Below are 22,339 nucleotides of genomic sequence, written 5' to 3' on the forward strand. Positions count from 1 at the left end.
CCTATACAGTTTACACAACTTGTAACTGTCAGGGAAGGAGGGGTCAGCTTATTCATAATCCTTGGACGCACGGAACATCGTATTGCGGTGATGGAACTTCATACTGAAAATCAGCCCGATAGCCAGCATATTTCCCATCAGCGAACTGCCGCCATAACTAATGAACGGAAGCGGAATGCCGGTGATAGGCAAAAGCTGGATTGTCATCCCGATATTTTCGAATACATGGAATGTGATCATCGCAATAATGCCGGCAGAAATATACGTGCTGAACGGATCTTTCAGTTCGAGCGTAATCTTTGTTAAATGATAGATCAGAATGAAAAACAGGCAGATAATCAAACTGGTTCCGATAAATCCCCAGTCTTCGCCAATCGTTGTGAAGATAAAATCGGTATGACTCTCCGCTACATAAACTTCTCTGCCTTTGTAACCCTTGCCGAAAATCTCTCCCGAACCAATCGCGTTCAACGAAGTAATCAAATGCATTCCTTCATTCGAAGCGTAGGAATAGGGATCAATCCAGGAATAGATACGTTCAAACTGATACTTCTTGAATCCGAGCTTCAACAGAAAATCCTGCGCGTACAGCGCCATCAGCAGCAAAGTGCCTCCTCCGACAAATCCGCCGATGAAGATAGGGCCGATGATTTTCCATGAAATCCCCGAAATGATGATCAGGGCAGCGGTAATAGCCAAAAATACAAGGCCGGTCCCTAAATCAGGCTGCAGCATAATAAAGAGCAGCGGCACAAGCAGTACACCGCAAATCTTGGCGAGCAGCATGCCGTCTGTCTTCAGTGTTTTGACGAGATACTTTTCATGATGCTGCGTGATCAGGCGGGCGAGCGCGATAATAAAGAAGGTTTTCATGAACTCTGCAGGCTGGATACTTCCAATCGGCAGATGAAACCAGCTCTTCGCACCGTTCCGCCGGGCGACTAAATCCATGCTTTCCGGCAAGATAAACAGCATCAGCAATAGGAAAATTCCTGCACCATATATCCACCAGGCTGCCTTGAAATACTGTTCCGGCTCAAAATACATGGTTACCGCAATAATAAATGCACCGACGATATACCATTGAATTTGTGAAGGTACAAAATTGATTGTATACTGTCCCGTTGTTTGTGCGGATGAAATCGCAATGACACTTACCGTGCAGAACAGCAGTAAAATAAAAGCCAACGTCCAATCGAAACGTTCAAGCGGTTTATTATATATTTTCATGATGGTCACCTTTTAGGTTTAGAATGGACTGTCATTTATGTTAATTATCATCGTCTGAAGCGAACATATACGTTCGATGATGGAACTTCATACTGAAAATGAGCCCAATCGCCAGCATATTACTGAACAGTGAACTGCCTCCGTAACTGATAAACGGCAGCGGAATCCCTGTGATCGGCAGCAGCTGGATGTTCATGCCGATATTTTCAAAAACGTGGAACGCAATCATCGCAATGACGCCTGTACAGACGTAGACGCTGAACGGATCATGCAAGGATAGGGCGACTTTTGTCAAATGATAAATTAAAACGAAATACAAGGTAATCACGATGCAGGCTCCAATAAAACCGTACTCTTCGCCAATTACACTGAATATGAAGTCTGTGTGATTTTCCGGAATATAGACAATCCGGCCAAGAAAACCTTTTCCCGTCAGCTCGCCTGAACCGATTGCGGTCATCGCGGTGATGAGATTGTAACCTTCATCGGTCGGGTAAGAATACGGGTCGAGCCATGAATAGACCCTTTTAAATTGATAAGGGGAGAACCCGATTTTGTCTAAAAAATCCTGTGCGTAGATCGCCATCCAGAGTATCCCTGCGGCAGTGGCGGCACCGATTGAAAAGATCGGCATCAGAAGCTTCCATGAAATCCCTGACACAATGACGACAGCCGCGGTAATCGAAATAAAGACCAGAGAAGTCCCCAAGTCCGGCTGTTTCATTATAAAAAACAGCGGTACGACAAGCATGAGAGCAATTTTTCCGAGCAGCTTCAGATCTGACTGAATGTCCCGCTGAAGTACTTTTTCATTATGCATGCTGACCATCCGGGCCAGTCCCAGAATAAAGAAGGTTTTGATGAATTCAGCAGGCTGAATCGTGCCGATGACCGGCAAATGCAGCCAGCGCTTCGCATTATATCGCATTTCTGCAATCTGTCCCTCTCCTCCCGGTGCGAGCATAAGGAACAGCAGTAGAAAAATCCCGAATCCATAAAAGTACCAGGCGGCTTTCTTATATTGCTCGGGCTCGAAATACATCACCATCGCAACGATGAAGGAACCAAGTACATACCATCGGACTTGTTTGATGACGAAGTTCTGTGTATATTGCTCTGAAGTTTGAGCAGATCCAATGACAACTAAACTAATAATCCCGAATAACATAATAATAAAGGCCAGTGTCCAGTCGAATCGTTCACCGAGCCTGTTTGTTTGTTTCAATTAAGAACTCACCTTTTCTTTAGCTGTCATTCTCCTAGCTAGTATAATCTGTTATTACAATCTCTTATTATATCGTATATGTTTTTAAGAAGTACACTGATTAATGGACGCATAGTGAAATGATTAGTTTCGGTATTCGCCAAAAAGAATACCGGCCGCTAGTTTTTCGTTCATGAACGGGCGGTTTTCATGGTAAACTGTATGAATGAAATCTACGGAATGCGAGGAGATCAAATGAAAAAACGATTAGGGTTAGTATATGGCGGAAAATCCGCAGAACATGAGGTGTCTCTTTCAACAGCACGCGCAGTAACACAGGCGCTTGATTTGGAAAAATATGAAGTGCTGCCAATTTATATTACGATGCAGGGAGAATGGCTGAAGGGTGCGCCGCTTGAAGGGCCGGTCGATGAGATGGAAACACTTCGCCTGAAAAAAGAAGGAACACCGGAGCCTGATCATATCGAAGGCTTTCTGGCAGGCGATATGCCAGACGTAATTTTGCCGCTGCTGCATGGAACAAACGGGGAAGACGGCACGGTGCAGGGATTGTTTGAAGTGCTGAATCTTCCATACGCAGGCAACGGGGTGCTTGCTTCATCAGCGGGCATGGATAAGGTTGTCATGAAGCAATTATTCGCACAGGCCGGTCTGGCGCAAGTGGAATATGTGCATTTTATTCGCAGCGCCTGGCAGGATGATGCGGAAAGTTTACTGGACATGGCGGAAAAAACACTGCCTTATCCGATGTTTGTCAAGCCTGCAAATCTGGGATCAAGTGTCGGCATCAGTAAAGCGGATGACCGTGAATCATTACGAAAAGCGATCGAGCTTGCATTGAAATTTGACCGCAAAATCATCGTGGAAAAAGGAATTACGGCACGCGAAATTGAGATGGCAGTTCTCGGCAATGACCACCCGGAAGTTTCGATTGCCGGCGAAATTCGTCCGGTTGCAGAGTTTTATGACTATGAAGCAAAATATCAGGATCAAAGCACAGAGCTTTCAATTCCGGCTGAAGTTCCCGTTTCTGTCGCGGAGCATATGAAAGATATGGCGATCCGCGCATTCAAAGTATTGGATTGTGCAGGACTCGTCCGCGCAGACTTCTTTGTGACTTCAGATAATGAAGTGCTGATCAATGAAGTCAATACGCTGCCGGGCTTTACGCCGACGAGCATGTTCCCGCTGCTTTGGCAGAAATCAGGAGTCGCGTATCCGGATTTAATTGACCGATTGATCGATCTTGCCATTGAACGCCATGCGGAAAAACAACAACTGCATTATACAATGGACTGAGCGGAGGATATAACGTGAAACGAAGACTAACTAGAATTCAGCAATGGCTGCAGGCTGACGGGCAGCACATCGGCGGGCAGCTCATCACAGGCGTCTGTATCGATTCACGCAATGTGCAGGCGGGAGATCTGTTCATTCCGTTTCGGGGAGAGCAAGTGAATGGGCATCGTTTTGCTGAAGGAGCGATTGAGCGCGGTGCAGCCGCGGCTCTTTGGCAGAAAGATGAACCGAACCCGCCAGCGCATCTTCCTCTCTTATTTGTAGAGGATGCAGAACTGGCTTTGCAGCAAATGGCACGGAGTTACCGGCAGGAACTCAAATGTAAAGTCATCGGGGTAACCGGCTCGAACGGCAAGACGTCAACGAAAGATTTAATCGCCGGTGTCTTGTCTCCGTATTTCAGCGTCAAGAAAACGGAAGGTAATTTCAATAATGAACTTGGCCTGCCTCTGACGCTGTTAGCTGTGGAAGATGAAACCGAGATAGCCATTTTAGAAATGGGCATGAGCGGGTTTGGAGAAATCTCTTTCTTAACGACACTCGCCGCTCCAGATTTTGCGGTCATCACAAATATTGGGGAAGCGCATATGCAGGACCTCGGTTCACGTGAAGGCATTGCGAAAGCAAAATTTGAAATCATTGATGGTCTGTCCGAAGACGGAATCCTTTTATACGATGGCGATGAACCGCTGCTGCGTACGCTGACGGCTGGCAAGCCTGCTGTGCAAAGTGTTTCATTCGGCTATGGACAGGCGGATTTGACGGTAGGGGAAGTTCATTCGACGGATCAAGGAAGTTCGTTTGACGTAACGGGCAGGCTGCAGGGTCAGTTCACAATTCCGGTATACGGCGCGCATCAGGTGAAGAACGCATTAGCAGCAATGCTGATTGCCAATAAACTCGGGCTGACGGATCAGCAGATTAAAGTCGGGCTGCAGCAAACAGCGCTGACCGATATGCGAATGCAGCCGGTTGCCGGTCTGAACGGCTCGCTGCTCATCAATGATGCCTACAACGCAGCACCGACTTCGATGCGTGCGGCATTCCGTTTTATAGAAGACACATCAGTGCGTCAGGAAAAATGGCTCGTCCTTGGAGATATGCTCGAATTGGGAAAAGAAGAACAGGCGTATCATGAAGGCCTCGCGGAGGATTTGCTGAAAATGGACCTTGCGGGAGTTGCGCTGCTCGGGAGCCGGATGAAGTGGCTGGCAGATAAGCTGACGGACTTTTCAGGCGAAGTCATGTGGACGGCAAACGACGCGGAACTGATTGTGGAAGCACTGCGGCCGAAATTGACGAAACAGACCGTTGTGCTGTGCAAAGGTTCAAGAGGAATGAAGCTGGAGCGGATTATCGACGCGTTGACAGAGGGAAGACAGTGAAGACAGGCGTACTGTTTATCCATGGTTTTACCGGCGGTCCGTTTGAAATTGCCCCGCTTAGACAGTATTTGAAACAGCATACGGACTGGGAAATAGCAGTACCGGTTTTGCCGGGGCATGAATTAGGGCGCAATCTGCAGGAAGGCTCTGCTGCTTCCTGGATCATGGCGGCGGAACTGGAACTGCAGCGGCTGATGAAAGAAACGGACCGCGTAATTGTCATTGGATTTTCTATGGGCGGTTTGATCGCGATGTATCTGTCCCTGCGCTATCCAATTGATAAACTGGTTTTGCTGAGTGCGGCGGCCAAATACATAAGCCCGCGGATTCTCGTGGAAGACGCAAAAGTAGTGATGAGAACTTCGAAGAGCGGCTGCTATCCTGCAGATTCTTTTTATCATCTGTACAATTACAAGTTGACACATACGCCGGTTCGTGCAGCGCTTGAGTTCTTAAAAGTAGTCCGCCTGGTCCGCCCGTATCATCATGATGTTCGGACACCTGTCTGTATTGTTCAGGGAAAACGGGACGGTATTGTACCGGCTGTCACAGCGGATCTGCTTTACGAACAGCTTGGCTCGGATGAAAAACAGCTGATTTATTCAGAGCACGGAAAGCATCATATTTGCTACAGCAATGACCGGTATGAATGGTTTTCCAGAGTGCTGGCATTCCTCTCAAAAGACTGATTAATGGAACTTAAGCTGATTCGTTGCAGTCTGGCGCCGGCCGTGGTAAACTCATGAGAGGAATTGGATACATTTACACGGCACTCTTCCGTTTTTCACGGAGAGTACTTTTTTTTGAATAAAACGGTGGATTATCGGACAAACTAACAATGATTTGTCGATCCAACCGCTCGGCAAGGACCGAGCTTTCCTTGTATGTCACAGGTTTAACCATTGTGCTTCTTAAATAAATCTGGACGCAATTACGCCGAGGCGTGATTGATATGACCCCTCTCCATCCGCAAAAATGCTCCTGTGAGTTTTTTAAATGCCAGAGATGGTTCTATCGGAAATGCTCCCACTTTCAAAGTATATGGCTCGAAGTTGCCGCGCTTTCATTTGCAAATGTAACCAATTGTCAAATGAAGAAATAAAGGAGAATGAATATTTTGACGAAGTTTTCAGAATTGAATATTAGTGAAACAACACAGAACGCCTTGCTGCGCATGGGGTTTGAAGAAGCAACACCGATCCAGGAAGGTACCATTACATTTGGTATGGAAGGCCGCGACGTAATCGGTCAGGCTCAGACAGGTACAGGGAAAACTGCAGCTTTCGGTATTCCGATCATTGAAAAATTGGACCCTAAAAGCCAGGCAGTTCAAGCGTTGGTCATCGCACCGACTCGTGAATTGGCTATCCAGGTATCAGAAGAAATCTATCGTGTAGGTTTCGGCAGCCGTGCGAAAGTACTTTCCGTATATGGCGGACAGGAAATCGGACGTCAAATCCGTGCGCTACGTAATAATCCGAACATCGTAGTTGGTACACCAGGACGTATCCTGGACCATATCAACCGTAAAACATTGAAGCTTGATAACGTTCAGACACTTGTCTTGGACGAAGCAGATGAAATGTTGAACATGGGCTTCATTGAAGATATCAACACCATTCTTGCAAGTGTACCGGCTGAGCGTCAGACATTGCTGTTCTCAGCAACGATGCCTGCTCCGATCCGTAAAATTGCAGAAACATTCATGAAGAATCCTGAAATGGTGAAAATTAAATCAAAAGAAATGACTGTTGAAAATATTGAGCAGTTTTTCGTGAAATCACATGAACGTGAGAAGTTTGATATCCTTTCAAGATTGCTTAACGTTCACCAGCCTGAATTGGCGATCGTCTTTGGCCGTACAAAGCGCCGGGTAGATGAACTTGCACATGCACTTAGCATCCGCGGTTACTTAGCTGAAGGAATCCACGGTGATTTAACTCAAGCGAAGCGTATGTCAGTATTGCGTCAGTTCAAAGAGAATAAAATCGATGTGCTTGTAGCGACAGACGTAGCAGCACGCGGTTTAGATATCACTGGTGTGACACATGTTTACAACTTTGATATCCCTCAAGATCCGGAAAGCTATGTACACCGTATCGGACGTACAGGCCGTGCAGGTAAGAGCGGAGTGGCGGTTACATTCGTAACACCTCGTGAAATGGGCTACCTTCGCATCGTTGAGGAAACGACTAAGAAGCGTATGACTCCTTTACGTCCGCCGACATCTGATGAAGCACTCATGGAACAAAAGAAAATAGCGGTAGAATCTTTAGCTGAAGCGGTTGAACAAAATAACTCAGAAGACTATGCAGGACTTGCAGGACAGCTTCTTGAGAAATTTGATGCGAAAGATATCATCGCAGCAGCTCTTCGTTCATTAACGAAGGATGTGGATGAGACTCCTGTAACTATTACAGAAGAGCGTCCTCTTCCATCACGCAGAACTTCTTCGGGCGGCAATCGTGGCGGCTATAAAGGCAATCGCAGCGGCGGCAGTGGCGGACGCTCACAAGGCGGACGCAGCAGAAACTTCAGTGGTGGCGGTGCAGGCGGTTCAAGACGCAGCAGCGGCCCGCGCGACAGCGGAAGAAGAGACGGCGGTTCACGTCGCAGCAGCAGCAGTAATCGTTCAGAACGATAAGAAAAAGAATATATTGATCCGGGTTTGCTTCTGGCAGCCCGGATTTTTTTTGCATAAATTATGATATGATCGGGTAGGATGAAACGTTTTTACGGCTGTACCGTATACATAGCATATACATATTAGATTTTTACAAAGGAGCGGATGCAATGAGACAGCAGCCTGCCAATCAAATTTCCAGGAAAGGTCTGACCGTCTGGAGATTATACGGCATGATACAAACTGTAATTGTGCTGGCCGTAGCGGCTGGTTTAGGATTTCTGATTTATTATTTTGAGTGGCCGAAGTGGATCGGTATTATAATCGCGGTCTTTATCATCCTGCAAGCATTTTTCTCTATTTATTTATTTCCGAAAATCAGGTGGGAACGCTGGCGCTATGAAGTGCGGGAAGCGGAGATTGAACTGCAGCACGGACTTTTCATTGTCAACCGTACATTGATTCCGATGGTCCGCGTACAGCATGTGGATACCGCAGAAGGACCAATTTTACGCAAATACGGTCTTGCCTCCATCACCATTTCCACTGCAGCAACCAATCATTCAATTCCTGCTTTGGTGACAGAGGAAGCAGATGAATTGCGCAACCGGATTTCCATGTTTGCAAGGGTGGCGAAAGACGATGTCTGAGCAGCGTTATAAATTGCATTGGGTGACCGCGGTTGTGGAAACTGCAAAGGCATTAAAGGAAATGATTGGACCGTTCATCCTCCTGGTGGTGGTAAACGGTTTCAAAGGCGAAAGCACTGCTCCTTGGTTTTTTAAGTATTGGACGCTGATCATTTTTGGTATTCTTGTGCTCTTTACGCTGGTCTCGGGCGTGATTAAGTGGCGGCGTTTTGATTATTGGTTTGAAGATCAGGAACTGCGGATGATCTCAGGTTTATTTGTCCGGAAAAAACGCTATATTCCGTTTGATCGCATTCAGAGTCTGGATTATACGGAAGGAATCTTTCACCGGATGTTTAATTTGGTGAAAGTGAAAGTGGAAACGGCAGGGTCATCATCCGGCAAGGATGCAGAGGCGGAGCTGACAGCGATTACGAAAGAGGCTGCTAGGCAGATCGAGGAGGAAATTCAGAGAGCGAAACAATTCAGGATTATCGGTCCTTCGCTGAGAAGCAATGAAGACGCAGAGCTGGTGCTTCACAGGGAACCTGAATCTGCTTCTGCAAAGCAAGCAGTTAAGCCTGTAAAAACCGTTTTCTCGATGACGACAGGTGATTTGCTGATGCTGGCAACCACTTCAGGAGGTATCGGCGTTATTTTATCAGGTGCCGCTGTGTTTTTATCACAAATTGAAGAGCTGATTCCATTTGAATGGTTATTTGGAGAATTGGAATCATTCATGCGTTTTGGTGTGCTGGTAATTACTATTATGATTACGATGGGTCTTCTAATAGTTTGGCTGCTTTCTGTAGTGATGACTTTTCTTGCAAATTATGATTTCAAAGTCATGCTGGAAAAAGATGATTTGATTATCACCAGAGGATTACTCGAGAAGAAACGTGTCACGGTGCCTCTTAATCGAATACAAAATATCACGATTGCAGAGAATCCGATTAGGCAGTTATTCGGTTATTCCACCGTCATTGTCAACAGTGCGGGCGGGATGGGCGAGAGTGCCCGTATCAAATTGTTTCCTCTGGCAAAACGAAACCGCGTAATCGAGCCGCTGCAAGAACTGTTTCCTGCTCTTGATTTCAATATGCCTGAAGACAAGCTGAGTGGTCGCGGCAGACGCTTCTATTACCGTTTCAAACTTTTTCTGGTATTGGCCGCAGCAGGAGCCGTATCCTATTATTTCTTCCCATATGGCTTGTTTGCGCTGATTCTGCTCCCTGTTGTTTGGGCATTTGGACGCTGGCAGTACAACACCGCAGCTTACTCCATTTTGCCGAAACAGCTGACGATGCGGTTCCGGACTGTCAGCCGACATACTGTGTTTACGGAAAAGAACCGAATACAGTCCATGGAGATGGACCAAAACTATTTCCATCGCAGACAAAAAGTGGCTACCCTGACAATCAACGTAAAATCCGGCATGACAGCAGACTCTCCGGCAATCCGTCACATGCCCGAAGAAGCAGCAGAACAGTTTTTGGCATGGTATGAGCATCGGGTTGAATAGCTATGAGCACGAGGGAATGTCTTATGATCATGTGCAGGCCCGGTATGATCACAGGCGGAGTTTTAATGATCACTCGGCCGTACATTATGAGCGGCCGGCTGGATTCAATGAGCACCCGCCGATGTTTCATGAGCAACTGACTGTAAAAGTCGCAAGCCGCAAGCTGCAAAAAAGCCAGACAAGAAAACTTGTCTGGCTTTGTGTTCAGCTAGCGCTTCTTTCGCCAGCTGACAATATTCTTTGGATTAAAATAGCTCAATCCGATAATGAAACCAGTGATGAGACCTGCGATGTGCGCGGTTACGTTGATATTCGTACCGACAAACGTCATCACCACACTGATCACAATAATAGGCAGGATCACTTGTTTCAGTTGCGGAAACACGTGCTTCGTATAATAAACCAGAGCGCCGAATGCACCGAACACGCCGAAAATTGCACCGCTTGCGCCCAGATGTCTGTAATCGGGTGACTGCAGGAAATACGTAGCAATATCGCCGAACAGACCGGCCAGCATATAAATCGTGATAAACCGGGCCTTTCCTGCGATTTTCTCAAGCTCAGGTCCAAAAATAAATAAAGAGAACATATTAAACAGTAAATGTGTAAATCCGCCATGCAGGAACATCGGCGTAATCAGGCGCCAATACTCGCCGTTTGCAATCAGGAAATTATCGCCGATTCCCCATAGCAGAATTTGCCCGCCGATTCCCGGAAGCCATGTCAAAATGAAAATTCCGATATTCAGGGCTAGCAAAAATGTGACGACCGGGTAGGCGCGCACATACTGTGAAAAGTTTTCTGTTCGTATAAACATGGTTTCACCTCAATCTTCTCTACTGATTATACCTATATTTGACGCTGATGGGAAAGGAGATGTTCATTTTGATACAAGGAATTGGTCTGGATATTGTAGAACTCGAGCGCGTGGCCAGTCTCAACGCCCGCAATGCGAAGTTTAGAGAAAGAATTTTATCACAAGCGGAACTGGAAATCTATCAACAATTAAAAGGGCATCGCCGGACGGAGTACTTGGCAGGCCGGTTTGCCGCAAAAGAAGCATTTTCTAAAGCGCGCGGCACAGGCATTGGAAAAGACTGCAGTTTTCTCGACATTGAAATCTTGTCGGAACCGAGCGGCCGCCCTGTGCTCTACTTCAAGCAGCATCGGGTCAGCGGCTTCGTCAGCATCACGCATACCCGGACGGCTGCTGCAGCGCAAGTAATTCTAATGCAAACTGATGCAAACTCGTAAACTTTAAAACAAGCTCGCATAATCGCTTCATCCCCTTCATAAGATAAGCTACCCGAATTGATTGGAGAAAGGATGAATTGAATGCGGAAACGATTTCTGTTGGTAATGGTCGCAGCATTTTTGCTAGTACTGGGGGGATGCGGAAAGCCTTCTAAGGAAGACGTTATGAAGAAGCTCAGCAATAAATGGAATGAAACGAAAGGCTATGAACTACAAGCATCAATGGAAATTAAAACAGGTGCAGAACCTCGGGTATATGACGTGGAAGTATGGCACACGAAGCCGGAATTCTACAAGGTCAACGTAACGCAAACAGGAAATGAAGATTCACAAATGATCGTGCGCAATGAAGAAGGTGTCTTTGTAATTACGCCGTCACTCGGCAAAACGTATAAATTCCAAAGTGACTGGCCGGCACAAAACAGCCAGGGATATTTAATCGGTACGTTGGCGGAGGATATCAAAGCGGATAAAGAAGCGGTAATGGAAGAGAAAGACAAAGAATATGTGTTTAAAACGGCAACGCGTAATAATCATAAGAAATTATTACCTTCTCAGAAAATTCATATTGACAAGAAAACATTGCTCCCGACCAAAGTAACAATCCAAGATGAAACCGGCGAGGAAAAAATATCCATTAAATTCGCGAAGATTTCATTGGGTGTAGAGCATAAAGTTGCGGATTATGCTGTAGAGATGGAACAGCCTAAAGCGGAAAATGACCAGGCGGATGCGGACGAAGAGGAAAAGGCAGCAGAAACAGATGACAAAACAGGTTATCAAACGTATTACCCGGCAGTAAATTGGGAAGGCTCTACTTTATCAGACGAACAAGTCATCACGACGGACAGCGGTCAGCGTATTTTGATGACGTTCAGCGGGGAAAAAGAATTTTTGGTTATTCAGGAGCCGGCAGAAAAGCCGATGAACCAGCTGGCTGTGTCGGTAGAAGGGGATCCTGTGGATTTAGGCTTTGCGGTAGCTGCATTAACCGATCAGTCGATTCATTGGGAAATGAATGGTGTATCATTCTTTGTGGCCTCTGAAACGCTGAGTAAGGAAGAATTGATTACTGTCGCAAATTCGATGACTGCCACGGAAGCAAAATAACGAGCAGCTTTAACAATTGACTTGCTTCTGGTTCAGGATAGATAATTAATCAAACAGTCTATCCCGACGAGGTGAATTAGTATGTATGACAACACGGATTACCGGCCGACAAGAGCCATAATCAATATAGAGGCAATACAGCATAACGCACAGCAAGTTACATCCTATCTGCCAAATGAAACCAAACTGATCGCAGTTGTAAAAGCGGATGGTTACGGACATGGTGCAGCAGAAGTTTCATCAGCGGCGCTGGCAGCAGGAGCAGAAATGCTCGCTGTCGCGACGCCTGATGAAGCACTTGCACTCAGGAAACAGGTGCCGCATGCCGATATTCTGGTGCTGGGCCCTTCCCCTGTGTCATTTGTAAATGCAGCAGCTGAGCATAACATTACCATCACAGTGACAAGCAAAGTATGGGCAGAGCAGGCAGGCGCTTTGCGATTATTCGATAAAAAGTGCAAAGTGCATGTGAAGATTGACAGCGGAATGGGCAGGATCGGCGTAAGAACGGAGCAGGAGCTGGCCCGTCTGATTGAACTGATCAATCAGTCCGGGAATTTTTCAATCGACGGAGCGTTCACGCATTTTGCGCGGGCGGATGAAAAAGAAACAGTGCCGACTGATTTACAGTTTAAAAAGTTCATGAAGTTAGTGGATGTTTTTCCAAGGAAGCCGCGTCTCGTTCATGCATCCAATAGTGCGGGGGCGCTGATTTTTCCTGAGTATTCGTTGGACGCTGTCCGTTTTGGCATCAGTCTCTACGGCATCGCGCCCTCTGCATTAGTAGCCGAAAAAATGCCGTTTGCGCTGCAAAGAGCGATGACGCTGGAAACGGAACTTTCCTTTGTGAAAAAGCTTCCGGCAGGCGAGGAGATCAGTTATGGCGGAAAATATATTACGTCAGAAAACGACTGGATCGGTACGTTGCCGATTGGTTATGCGGATGGTTTAAAACGTGCGCTAACAGGGCAAGAAGTATTAGTAGGCGGCAAAAGAGCGCCGATTGTGGGCGCGATCTGCATGGATCAGTGTATGGTGAAGCTGCCGCAAAAATTTCCGGAAGGTGAGAAAGTGACTTTGCTCGGTAAACAGGGAGACCAAGAGATCACCATGGAAGAATGGGCAGAACGGCTGGGCACCATCCCGTATGAGATAGCCGTAACACTCTCAGAACGCATTCCAAGAGTTTACAAATAAAAGACTGAAAATCATGATAATATTCGAAGCAGCTACCGTTAATTTTCGACAAACTACTGAATAAACTTGTATTTCTTGTCAGAAGAGTTCAAACCATGTCTTTTCATATTAGCAGTTCAATGGTAAGATAGATTTGATATAGAAATAATAGGGATGGGTTTGTCGGAGGTGCTCAAGTTGCGTACGAATAAAAACGAAAAAAGAATAATAAGTATAGCCTCATCGAGATTGCAACAGCAAAATGAAGACGCAATCTTTCAACGGGAACAGATGCAGGACGATTTCGTTTATATGACAACAGAGAGACATATGGAGAGTGGTGAGGCTTCTTTGTTGCGGGAAGCTATGATCAGAGGCTATGTGGAAATGTCGCAGATCAACCTCAATATAGCGGCAGAATGTTTATATGCGGAATTTGAAGCACAGCATACCGTGGAACGTTGCGTCACCGGAGGATGAAAAGTTGGCAATTAAACGTGGAGACGTCTTTTTTGCAGATTTGTCACCTGTAGTCGGTTCTGAACAGGGAGGGACGCGGCCGGTTTTGATCATTCAGAATGATATCGGAAACCGGTTCAGTCCTACAGTAATCGTAGCAGCCATTACTGCGCAAATACAAAAAGCAAAATTGCCGACACATGTCGAAATTACAGCGGCACGGCATGGATTCGAGCGGGATTCAGTGATCCTGCTCGAACAAGTCCGCACGATCGACAAGTCCAGGCTCACAGACAAAATTACACACTTAGATGAAGCGTTAATGAAGCAGGTTGACGAAGCGCTGCAAGTAAGCTTCGGACTCATTAAATTTTAGCATACATATTCTTACTACATTTTTTACACACGCAGACAACGGCAGGATGCATGGCTGCTCACAAGAAAACACTATAGCCAAATGGTTATAGTGTTTTTGCATAGATGAATATAGCCCTTTGAAAATGCGCTGCACCGCATAAGACAGACGCTTTGAGGAGGATTTGTATTTTTTACCGCGCAATTCTATTTGTAAAATAACCGCAAAATACATGTAGTTTACACGAATTTTCGTTACAATAGAGAAGACTGAAGATATAGGGAGGAACAAATAGCCATGAATGAGGTTATGAAAAAAGGGATATCCGATAATATAGACACCATCACAGGCCGGTGGGTAGAGCAAATGAAAGATAACTCTACTGAACGCTTTTTAGATTTAATGCCGGCAAGTGTGGTGGATACGACGAGCAGGGAATTCACAAAATTGATGACGTCTAATTTATCTGACCGTGAACAAGTCGATAAAGAACGTTTGGACGAGTTCACGGAGAAAATTATTCATTTTGGCTGGTCTATCAAATTCATTAACCGGGCAATTGATACGTTTTCATCTGTGGTATATGAATTGTTTTACGAGCAGGGAATTTTATCAGATGCTAATTTGCGGCAAGGTGTAGGTATTTTCACCCGCTGGATTAATCCTTTGCGTGAAAGTATTATTGAAGAATACTCAACGAAGTGGGAGCGGACAGACAGCCTGCAGAAAATTGCGTTACAGGAATTGTCGGCTTCTTTGATTCCTGTATTCGACAAAATATCTGTCATGCCGCTGGTCGGAACAATCGATACGGAACGTGCGAAATTAATCATGGAAAACTTGCTTGAAGGTGTTGTCAAGCAGCGGGCGGAAGTTGTTTTGCTCGATATTACAGGCGTTCCTGTAGTAGACACAATGGTTGCACACCATATTATTCAAGCGGCGGATGCAGTTCGTCTGGTTGGCGCTAAATGTATGCTGGTCGGGATCCGTCCTGAAATCGCTCAGACAATTGTGACACTGGGTATTAACTTGACAGACTTTTCAACAACGAGCACATTGCGACGCGGTATGCAAAAGGCTCTGGAAATGACAGGTCGTTCAATAGTGGAGGAGGAAGAGTAGTATGAAGATGCGAATCCCGATTCTGAAATTAAAAGACACATTAATCGTATCCATTCAAGTAGAGCTGGATGATCAGACAGCTCTTCAATTCCAGGAAGATTTATTAGATCAATTGCATAAAACTGCTGCACGCGGAGTTGTAATTGACTTGACGCCGATTGATTTCATTGATTCCTTTATTGCCAAAGTACTTGGCGACGTAATTCATATGACAAGCTTGATGGGTGCGAAAGTAGTTATCACAGGCATTCAGCCGTCTGTAGCGATTACACTGATTGAACTGGGCATCCGACTGGCGAATGTAACAACAGCTTTAGACTTAGAAAACGGGCTAGAGAAATTGACTAGAGAATTGGAGGCCTGACCATGAACCACAGGTCTTCTATAGAGATCAACACGGAATGGGATATTGTTGCAGCGAGACAACTCGGACGTAACGAAGCAAAAAGTACAGGTTTCGGCACGGTGGACCAGGCGAGGATCACTACCGCTATCAGTGAGTTGGCGAGAAACATCTATCTTTATGCCGGAAAAGGCAAAATTGAGATTGAGCCGGTACGGGTAGGGCAGCGCGCGGGATTGATCATTACTGCGTCAGACGAAGGCCCGGGAATTGCGGATCTGCAGAAAGTCATGGAAGATGGCTTTACTACATCCGGGGGACTGGGTGCGGGCATGCCCGGCGTCAAGCGTCTAATGGACGACTTTCGTGTTGAAACAGAAGTAGGAACCGGCACTACCATTACAGCGACGAAATGGTTGCACTAGGAGTTGAGGAACATTGCCGCAGGAGGCTGGGAAACAGTATAAAAAAATGCTGGAGAATTTTCTTCGTTCCCAGGGTGAAGAAGATCTCTACCTGGGCCAGCAGTTCAGCCGCAGTTTCATCGATAAAAATATTGCGCCTGAAGATGTAATCAGCATTCACAAAAATTCGATTGAAGAATTAATAAAAGAGTTACCATCAGATGTAAGTGTCTCCTTTGATTTTCTCATAGAAATGATGATTCATTACGGACTGGCTTTGAAAGAACACCAGAGTCTGATCCGCAAACAGGAAGCGATTCAAATGGAAATGGATCTGGCGGTGAGGATGCAGAATACGCTGCTGCAGACGGCGACTCCTGAGGCAAAGGGGCTGGATATCGGCTGGATATCAAAACCTGCTAAGCAGATGAACGGAGATTACGTTTACTTCCTCAATGAATCTACGAATGAAGTGTGCATGGCAGTGGCAGATATTATAGGAAAAGGTATGTCCGCGGCCATGCATATGTCCATGGTTAAGTTCGGAATGGACAGCCTTCGCTATGAAAAGAGAGATCCTTCAGAAGTCTTGAGTTTTATCAATAAAATGATTGAACAGAGTATTTCAGATTCAATGTTTATCTCCATGTTTTACGGCAAGTATCATGCAGATACTGCAACATTCCGTTATTCGTCGGCAGGGCATGAGCCTGCGCTTTTTTACAGTGCCGCAGAGAAGAAGTTCAGTCTGCTTGAAAGCAAGGGACTGCTGCTTGGAGTGAAACAAGAGGCAGTGTACGAAGAACGTGCGGCCCGGCTTGAAGAAAACGATTTTATTGCCATTATGACAGATGGAGTAAGTGAAACGAGAACTGAAGAAGGTTTTATTGAAATGGATGTAATTGAAGATTTGCTGCTGGACGTAAAGACAGAGAATGCACAGACAATGGTCGATTATTTATTTACCGAACTTTCGAAAATGCAAAACTATCAGCTTCGTGATGATTTTACACTAGTCATCTTAAAGAAAACGAAATAAAGGTTTAGGTGTTCGAAAAGCGGGTATTACACAAGAAGTGTGCAGCAAGTTACGTGGGATGCACATGATAAAAAATAGAGAAACCGATCGGGGTGGCGTAATGAATTTACAAGTTGAGCAAGTTGACAAGGACTTAGTCCATAATTTTAAAATCATTGGAGAAATAGATATTTATACTGCACCAAAGCTGAAAGAACATTTGGCGCGATTAGAACAGGCTGAAGGTATGGAAGTCGAGCTGGATTTATCAGAAGTGAATTATATGGACAGCACTGGTCTGGGCGTTTTTGTAGGTTTTTACAAGGAAATTACTGCGCATAACGGAAAATTAGTGATCAAAGGGCTGAATCAACGCCTATATCGCTTATTTGAAATTACAGGACTGAGCGATATTATGCAGATAGAACAGGTTGAAGGTGGCGAACATGATGCAAGCATTTGATTACATTGAAGTAAAAGTTCCTGCAAAACCGCAATACGTCGGCGTAGCCCGGTTGGCGATCTCTGGTTTGGCCAGCCGCATCGGATTTACATATGACGAAATCGAGGATTTAAAAATTGCTGCCAGTGAAGCTGTGACAAATGCAGTACAGCATGCCTATAATGACGAGAATACGGGAGAGGTGATTTTAGGATGCGCTCTTTATGAAGATCGACTGGAAATCGTCGTGACTGATCATGGAAGAAGCTTCAACTTTGAAGAAACAAAGAAAAAAGTTGGACCCTACCAAGAATGGAATGAAGATTCCCCTTTAAGAGAAGGTGGATTGGGACTTTATCTAATGGAAACACTAATGGATGAAGTGAAGATTGACCATGGGGAGGGTGTCATCGTCTTCATGACCAAATATTTGGGCAGAGAGCGGGGAGAAGGACATGTCAAACCAACAGTCTTCTCGTGATAAAGAAACAAAAGAACAAGTTATTCAATGGATACATGAATACCAAGAAACGAATGACGATCATGCACAGACCGCGCTGGTCCTTCATTATGAACGATTGGTCCATTCGATTGCCCGTAAATATTCACGCGGACAATCCCATCATGAAGATATCGTTCAGGCAGGAATGCTGGGCTTATTAGGTGCGATTCGCCGGTATGATCCGGAGCAGGGCAGAAGTTTTGAGGCGTTTGCCGTGCCGACGATTATCGGTGAAATTAAACGTTTTCTGCGTGATAAAACATGGGCTGTTCACGTGCCTAGACGAATCAAAGAACTGGGTCCGAAAATAAAAGCGGCAGTTGAAACGTTAACAACGGAATTTCAACGTTCACCGATGGTATATGAAATAGCTGAATATCTCGATACCGACGAAGAATTGGTCCTAGAAGCAATGGAAATGGGCAGAAGCTATCAAGCATTGTCTATTGACCATACTCTCGATGCGGATTCAGAAGGCGGAACGATTACACTGCTGGACATCATAGGTGACACGGACGACGGATATGAAAAAACAGATCAGCGGATGCTTGTATTAAATGCATTGAACGTGCTGAGTGAACGCGAGCGGCAAATTATCCAGTATACATATATTGACCAGATGAGTCAGAAGGAAGCTGGAGAATTGCTGGATATCTCTCAAATGCACGTTTCACGACTGCAGCGAAAAGCGATCAAGAAACTTCAGGAAGTAATATTAACAAGTGGTGGTGCAAAGTAGTGGAAACTTTTGAGAATGAATATGTAGAGGCATATATCTATCAACAGTCGAAAAAAGGAAATAAAGATTCTGGGGATGCATACTACATTCATTCAGAAGAAGATTATTTCATTTGTGCAATTGCAGATGGACTTGGGAGCGGTTCAGATGCGATGGAATCTGCTCAAGTAATCCCGGAAGTCTTAAAAAAGTACCATCATGAATCACCTGACGATTTGTTGCTGCGCTGCAATAAACTAATGTTCCATAAGCGCGGCGCGGCGGTCGGTATTGTAAAAGTTTATTTTGCACAACAAACTTTGGAATATAGTTGTGTCGGCAATATCCGTATATATATTCTGCAATCAAATGGTCAGATGATTTATCCATTACCAGTCATGGGTTACTTATCGGGACGTCCGCAGTCACTCCGCACTCAGCGTTATCCATACAGCAAGAATGACCGATTCTTTTTGCATTCGGACGGTGTCAGCCTGCGAAGTCCGAAGAAATACCTGCAGGAAAATTCTACACCCTATCAATTGTACAAGAAAATCGAAACTACAATTGACGATAATGATGACGCGACTTTCATCGCGGCCAGCCTGCTTCATTAAGTTGAGGCGGGTTTTTATGTGCGCATTTTGCCGAATTATCCCGACCGTTTTAGCGGGAATATACATTGAACCTATGCTATTATATGGAAAGAAGAAAGGGTGGTTGTATTGTCGATTGATCTTATGGAAGCAACTGCGAGCCGGGCTGGCATTGGCAAACGTCAGACTGCAAGCGTTATCGCACTATTAGAAGAAGGTAACACAGTACCTTTCATTGCACGCTATCGAAAAGAAGCAACGGGTTCGTTAGACGAAGTCCAAATAAAAGACATAGAAGACTCTTATCATTATGTAAAATCACTGGAGCAGCGAAAAGAAGAAGTCCTTCGTTTAATTGAAGAACAGGGCAAGCTCAGCGAACAACTTAAAGCTGATATTGAAAAAGCTTCAGTTTTACAGCGTATTGAGGATCTTTACCGTCCTTATAAGCAAAAACGCAGAACGAAGGCGATGATTGCCATTGAAAACGGTTTGGAACCATTGGCGGATCAAATGATGCTGCAAACCGATAAAGAGATTAAACAGACAGCGCAGAACTATATAAACTCTGAAAAAGAAGTGAACACAGCAGAAGATGCACTCGAGGGCGCCAAGTTTATTCTAGCGGAACGTATTTCAGAAGATGCATCAATCCGTGAAAAAATCCGTAAAGTATCCTGGGCTTCCGGACATCTGACAGCGAGTTTGAAAAAAGGAGCAGAAGATGAGCGCAACGTCTTCGAAAACTATTATGATTACTCAGAACCTCTGAATAAAATTGTGCCTCACAGAGTGCTGGCGATTAATCGCGGAGAAAAAGAGGATGTGCTGCGTGTCGGCGTGACTTTTCCTGCTGAACGCATCATCGGGGATTTAGAGCGTACATATCTCAAGCGGACAAGCTCTCCATCGGCCCCTTATATAAAAGAAGCGTTCGAGGATTCATTCAAACGATTAATCGCTCCTTCTATCGAAAGAGAAGTTCGTACAGCGCTGACGGAAAAAGCAGAAACACAAGCTATCCATGTATTTTCGGAAAATCTTCGCAGTCTGCTATTGCAGCCTCCGTTAAAAGGCAGAACTGTTCTTGGTTTAGACCCTGCTTTCCGTACAGGATGCAAGCTGGCGGTCGTCGATGAGACAGGGAAGCTCCATGATATCTCTGTAATCTATCCGCATCCGCCGAAGCAGCAGAAAGAAGCATCTAAAAAAATAATTAACGATTTATTAGAGAAATATCCGATTTCCATCATCGCGATCGGCAACGGAACAGCTTCGCGGGAATCTGAGAAATTCATCGTTGACATCATTAAAGAATCTAACAAACCGGTATCATACGTTATTGTCAATGAAGCAGGAGCAAGTGTTTACTCTGCATCACCGCAAGCAAGAGAAGAGTTTCCTAATTTACAAGTAGAACAGCGAAGTGCAGTATCTATCGCCCGCCGTTTGCAAGATCCGCTGTCAGAGCTCGTCAAAATTGATCCGGGTTCCATAGGGGTAGGGCAGTACCAGCATGATGTCGCCAAGAAAAATTTGACGGAATCGCTGTCCTTTGTGGTGGAGACGGCAGTGAACCGAGTGGGCGTCAACGTCAATACGGCATCTTCCTCTCTATTACAATATGTATCCGGACTTTCCAAAACTGTTGCAGAGAATATCGTCAAAGCGAGGGAAGAAGCGGGCAAGTTTGAAAAACGCACAGATCTGAAGAAAATCCCGAGACTTGGTATGAAAACATATGAGCAGGCAATCGGTTTCCTGCGTATACCTGAATCAAAAGAGCCGTTTGATACAACGGGAATTCACCCGGAAAGCTATAAAGTTGCAGAAGAAGTGCTCAAAATAGCAGGTCTGAGTAAAAAACAGCTGGGTACTGATGAAGCAGCAGAAGCGTTAGGAAATATTGACCTGACGCAATTGGCAGCACAGTTGGATGTAGGAATAATCACCCTTAAGGACATTATCCATACATTGCAGCGGCCAAACCGTGACCCGCGTGACGACTATCCTCAGCCGCTCTTAAAAGCGGATGTTTTAGATATAAAAGATCTTCATGAAGGAATGGAAATGCAAGGAACTGTCCGGAATGTAGTGGATTTCGGCGCATTTGTAGACATCGGTGTTTCAGAAGACGGACTTGTCCATATTTCCAAATTGAAAAAAGGCTTCGTCAAACATCCGTTAGACGTCGTGGCTTCAGGCGATATCGTCACCGTTTGGATTGATTCAGTAGATCGTCAAAAAGGCCGGATTGCACTTTCCATGGTTCCTTTAAATAAGGGGTAATTGAATATGTCGGATGAACAATTACAGCAGCTGGTCGAGCGCATTTCACTCGACATTTTTCGCAAGCCATTTCTCCATCAGGCTATTTTCAATAAACGGCTGCGCACGACAGGCGGGCGTTATAAACTGGGTAACCATTTTATAGAAATCAATCCGCTTGTTCTAAAGATGCATGATGAACAAGAGCTTATAGGAATCATCAAGCATGAACTCTGTCACTACCATCTGCACTTAGAAGGCAGAGGCTACAAACACGGAGATGCAGATTTCAGGCATCTTATGAAAATAACAAATTCACCGCGCCACTGTAAACCTCTGGCTGAACCTAAGGCAAGAAGTGCAGCCGTCCATTTGTACCGCTGTACAGCTTGCGGCTGCGAATACCGCAGAAGAAGACGTATGGACTGCAGGAAATACCGCTGCGGAAAATGCGCAGGTGAAATTGTGAAGGCAGAATGAGAAGAATAGAGACAGCATGGAAATGTGACTTCCATGCTTGTCTCTTTATTTGTCTGGAAAGAGCCCGCGGCATAATCTGCAGATGTATGACGCCATCAGCAATGAAGTTTTTTGCAGAATACTCTTATATGTCAGACGGAGAATATGTTCAAAAGAATTGATAAATGACAGTTAAA

The 22,339-nt window shown here is 45.2% G+C and carries 24 protein-coding genes; 21 read left to right on the top strand and 3 right to left on the bottom strand.

Going from position 1 to position 22,339, the window contains the following annotated elements; genetic code table 11:
- Window positions 1-48 precede the first annotated feature (48 nt).
- Together NCCP2331_RS16670 and NCCP2331_RS16675 are read right to left on the bottom strand one after the other, a co-directional pair.
- A complete protein-coding gene (locus NCCP2331_RS16670) occupies window positions 49-1,230 on the bottom strand; it encodes an FtsW/RodA/SpoVE family cell cycle protein (protein WP_153723211.1) in 1,182 nt (393 codons plus the stop codon).
- 40 nt (window positions 1,231-1,270) lie between these two features.
- Complete coding sequence (locus tag NCCP2331_RS16675; protein ID WP_153723212.1) at window positions 1,271-2,455, bottom strand: FtsW/RodA/SpoVE family cell cycle protein; 1,185 nt, start codon at window positions 2,453-2,455, stop codon at window positions 1,271-1,273.
- 234 nt (window positions 2,456-2,689) lie between these two features.
- On the opposite strand from NCCP2331_RS16675, the gene NCCP2331_RS16680 reads away from it, so the two are divergent.
- From NCCP2331_RS16680 to NCCP2331_RS16705, 6 genes are all read left to right on the top strand, one after another.
- Window positions 2,690-3,754, top strand: coding sequence for a D-alanine--D-alanine ligase (locus NCCP2331_RS16680; protein WP_153723213.1), 1,065 nt, complete (start codon window positions 2,690-2,692; stop codon window positions 3,752-3,754).
- Window positions 3,755-3,768: 14 nt separating this feature from the next.
- Complete coding sequence (locus NCCP2331_RS16685; protein ID WP_153723214.1) at window positions 3,769-5,139, top strand: UDP-N-acetylmuramoyl-tripeptide--D-alanyl-D-alanine ligase; 1,371 nt, start codon at window positions 3,769-3,771, stop codon at window positions 5,137-5,139.
- On the top strand, window positions 5,136-5,828 hold the full coding sequence (locus tag NCCP2331_RS16690) for an alpha/beta hydrolase (RefSeq protein WP_153723215.1): 693 nt from the start codon (window positions 5,136-5,138) through the stop codon (window positions 5,826-5,828). Before NCCP2331_RS16685 ends, NCCP2331_RS16690 begins: the two co-directional genes overlap by 4 nt.
- A gap of 428 nt (window positions 5,829-6,256) precedes the next feature.
- Window positions 6,257-7,783 carry a degradosome RNA helicase CshA gene (cshA, locus tag NCCP2331_RS16695; protein ID WP_153723216.1) on the top strand — a complete coding sequence of 509 codons (1,527 nt, stop codon included), beginning with the start codon at window positions 6,257-6,259 and terminating at the stop codon, window positions 7,781-7,783.
- 149 nt (window positions 7,784-7,932) lie between these two features.
- On the top strand, window positions 7,933-8,412 hold the full coding sequence (locus NCCP2331_RS16700; RefSeq protein WP_153723217.1) for a PH domain-containing protein: 480 nt from the start codon (window positions 7,933-7,935) through the stop codon (window positions 8,410-8,412).
- Window positions 8,405-9,913: a PH domain-containing protein gene (locus NCCP2331_RS16705; protein WP_194841198.1), complete on the top strand. Its 1,509-nt coding sequence runs from the start codon at window positions 8,405-8,407 to the stop codon at window positions 9,911-9,913. Before NCCP2331_RS16700 ends, NCCP2331_RS16705 begins: the two co-directional genes overlap by 8 nt.
- Before the next feature lie 208 nt (window positions 9,914-10,121).
- Here NCCP2331_RS16705 and NCCP2331_RS16710 read toward each other — a convergent pair whose 3' ends face one another.
- A complete protein-coding gene (locus NCCP2331_RS16710) occupies window positions 10,122-10,730 on the bottom strand; it encodes a rhomboid family intramembrane serine protease (protein WP_153723219.1) in 609 nt (202 codons plus the stop codon).
- 68 nt (window positions 10,731-10,798) lie between these two features.
- Here NCCP2331_RS16710 and acpS point away from each other — a divergent pair, with 68 nt between their 5' ends.
- From acpS to NCCP2331_RS16785, 15 genes are all read left to right on the top strand, one after another.
- On the top strand, window positions 10,799-11,167 hold the full coding sequence (gene acpS / locus NCCP2331_RS16715) for a holo-ACP synthase (protein ID WP_153723220.1): 369 nt from the start codon (window positions 10,799-10,801) through the stop codon (window positions 11,165-11,167).
- 81 nt (window positions 11,168-11,248) lie between these two features.
- Window positions 11,249-12,277 carry a LolA family protein gene (locus tag NCCP2331_RS16720; protein WP_153723221.1) on the top strand — a complete coding sequence of 343 codons (1,029 nt, stop codon included), beginning with the start codon at window positions 11,249-11,251 and terminating at the stop codon, window positions 12,275-12,277.
- A gap of 81 nt (window positions 12,278-12,358) precedes the next feature.
- Entirely contained in the window at window positions 12,359-13,474 is a 1,116-nt protein-coding gene (gene alr / locus NCCP2331_RS16725; protein WP_153723222.1) for an alanine racemase, read from the top strand.
- Window positions 13,475-13,627: 153 nt separating this feature from the next.
- Complete coding sequence (locus tag NCCP2331_RS18430; RefSeq protein ID WP_153723223.1) at window positions 13,628-13,933, top strand: transcriptional regulator; 306 nt, start codon at window positions 13,628-13,630, stop codon at window positions 13,931-13,933.
- Between the two features lie 4 nt (window positions 13,934-13,937).
- On the top strand, window positions 13,938-14,288 hold the full coding sequence (locus NCCP2331_RS16735) for a type II toxin-antitoxin system PemK/MazF family toxin (protein ID WP_153723224.1): 351 nt from the start codon (window positions 13,938-13,940) through the stop codon (window positions 14,286-14,288).
- A gap of 276 nt (window positions 14,289-14,564) precedes the next feature.
- On the top strand, window positions 14,565-15,392 hold the full coding sequence (locus NCCP2331_RS16740; RefSeq protein WP_153723225.1) for an RsbT co-antagonist protein RsbRA: 828 nt from the start codon (window positions 14,565-14,567) through the stop codon (window positions 15,390-15,392).
- A gap of 1 nt (window position 15,393) precedes the next feature.
- Window positions 15,394-15,756 (top strand): STAS domain-containing protein, encoded by a 363-nt coding sequence (locus NCCP2331_RS16745; RefSeq protein ID WP_153723226.1) that lies wholly within the window; start codon window positions 15,394-15,396, stop codon window positions 15,754-15,756.
- A 2-nt stretch (window positions 15,757-15,758) separates the two neighbouring features.
- Window positions 15,759-16,160, top strand: a complete 402-nt coding sequence (locus NCCP2331_RS16750) for an anti-sigma regulatory factor (RefSeq protein ID WP_153723227.1) — start codon at window positions 15,759-15,761, stop codon at window positions 16,158-16,160.
- Window positions 16,161-16,173: 13 nt separating this feature from the next.
- Window positions 16,174-17,178: a PP2C family protein-serine/threonine phosphatase gene (locus NCCP2331_RS16755; RefSeq protein ID WP_251671908.1), complete on the top strand. Its 1,005-nt coding sequence runs from the start codon at window positions 16,174-16,176 to the stop codon at window positions 17,176-17,178.
- Between the two features lie 100 nt (window positions 17,179-17,278).
- Window positions 17,279-17,620, top strand: coding sequence for an STAS domain-containing protein (locus NCCP2331_RS16760; RefSeq protein WP_153723234.1), 342 nt, complete (start codon window positions 17,279-17,281; stop codon window positions 17,618-17,620).
- Window positions 17,607-18,080 carry an anti-sigma B factor RsbW gene (gene rsbW / locus NCCP2331_RS16765; RefSeq protein ID WP_153723233.1) on the top strand — a complete coding sequence of 158 codons (474 nt, stop codon included), beginning with the start codon at window positions 17,607-17,609 and terminating at the stop codon, window positions 18,078-18,080. The genes NCCP2331_RS16760 and rsbW overlap by 14 nt, the downstream gene beginning before the upstream one ends.
- A complete protein-coding gene (sigB, locus tag NCCP2331_RS16770) occupies window positions 18,055-18,840 on the top strand; it encodes an RNA polymerase sigma factor SigB (protein WP_251671909.1) in 786 nt (261 codons plus the stop codon). The genes rsbW and sigB overlap by 26 nt, the downstream gene beginning before the upstream one ends.
- A complete protein-coding gene (locus NCCP2331_RS16775; RefSeq protein ID WP_153723229.1) occupies window positions 18,840-19,436 on the top strand; it encodes a PP2C family serine/threonine-protein phosphatase in 597 nt (198 codons plus the stop codon). Before sigB ends, NCCP2331_RS16775 begins: the two co-directional genes overlap by 1 nt.
- Before the next feature lie 123 nt (window positions 19,437-19,559).
- Window positions 19,560-21,704 carry a Tex family protein gene (locus NCCP2331_RS16780; RefSeq protein WP_251671911.1) on the top strand — a complete coding sequence of 715 codons (2,145 nt, stop codon included), beginning with the start codon at window positions 19,560-19,562 and terminating at the stop codon, window positions 21,702-21,704.
- 6 nt (window positions 21,705-21,710) lie between these two features.
- Window positions 21,711-22,163, top strand: coding sequence for a SprT family protein (locus NCCP2331_RS16785; protein ID WP_251671910.1), 453 nt, complete (start codon window positions 21,711-21,713; stop codon window positions 22,161-22,163).
- Window positions 22,164-22,339: the final 176 nt, after the last annotated feature.

The sequence above is a fragment of the Sporosarcina sp. NCCP-2331 genome (assembly GCF_023707945.1).
In the GTDB taxonomy this organism is placed as follows: domain Bacteria; phylum Bacillota; class Bacilli; order Bacillales_A; family Planococcaceae; genus Sporosarcina; species Sporosarcina cascadiensis.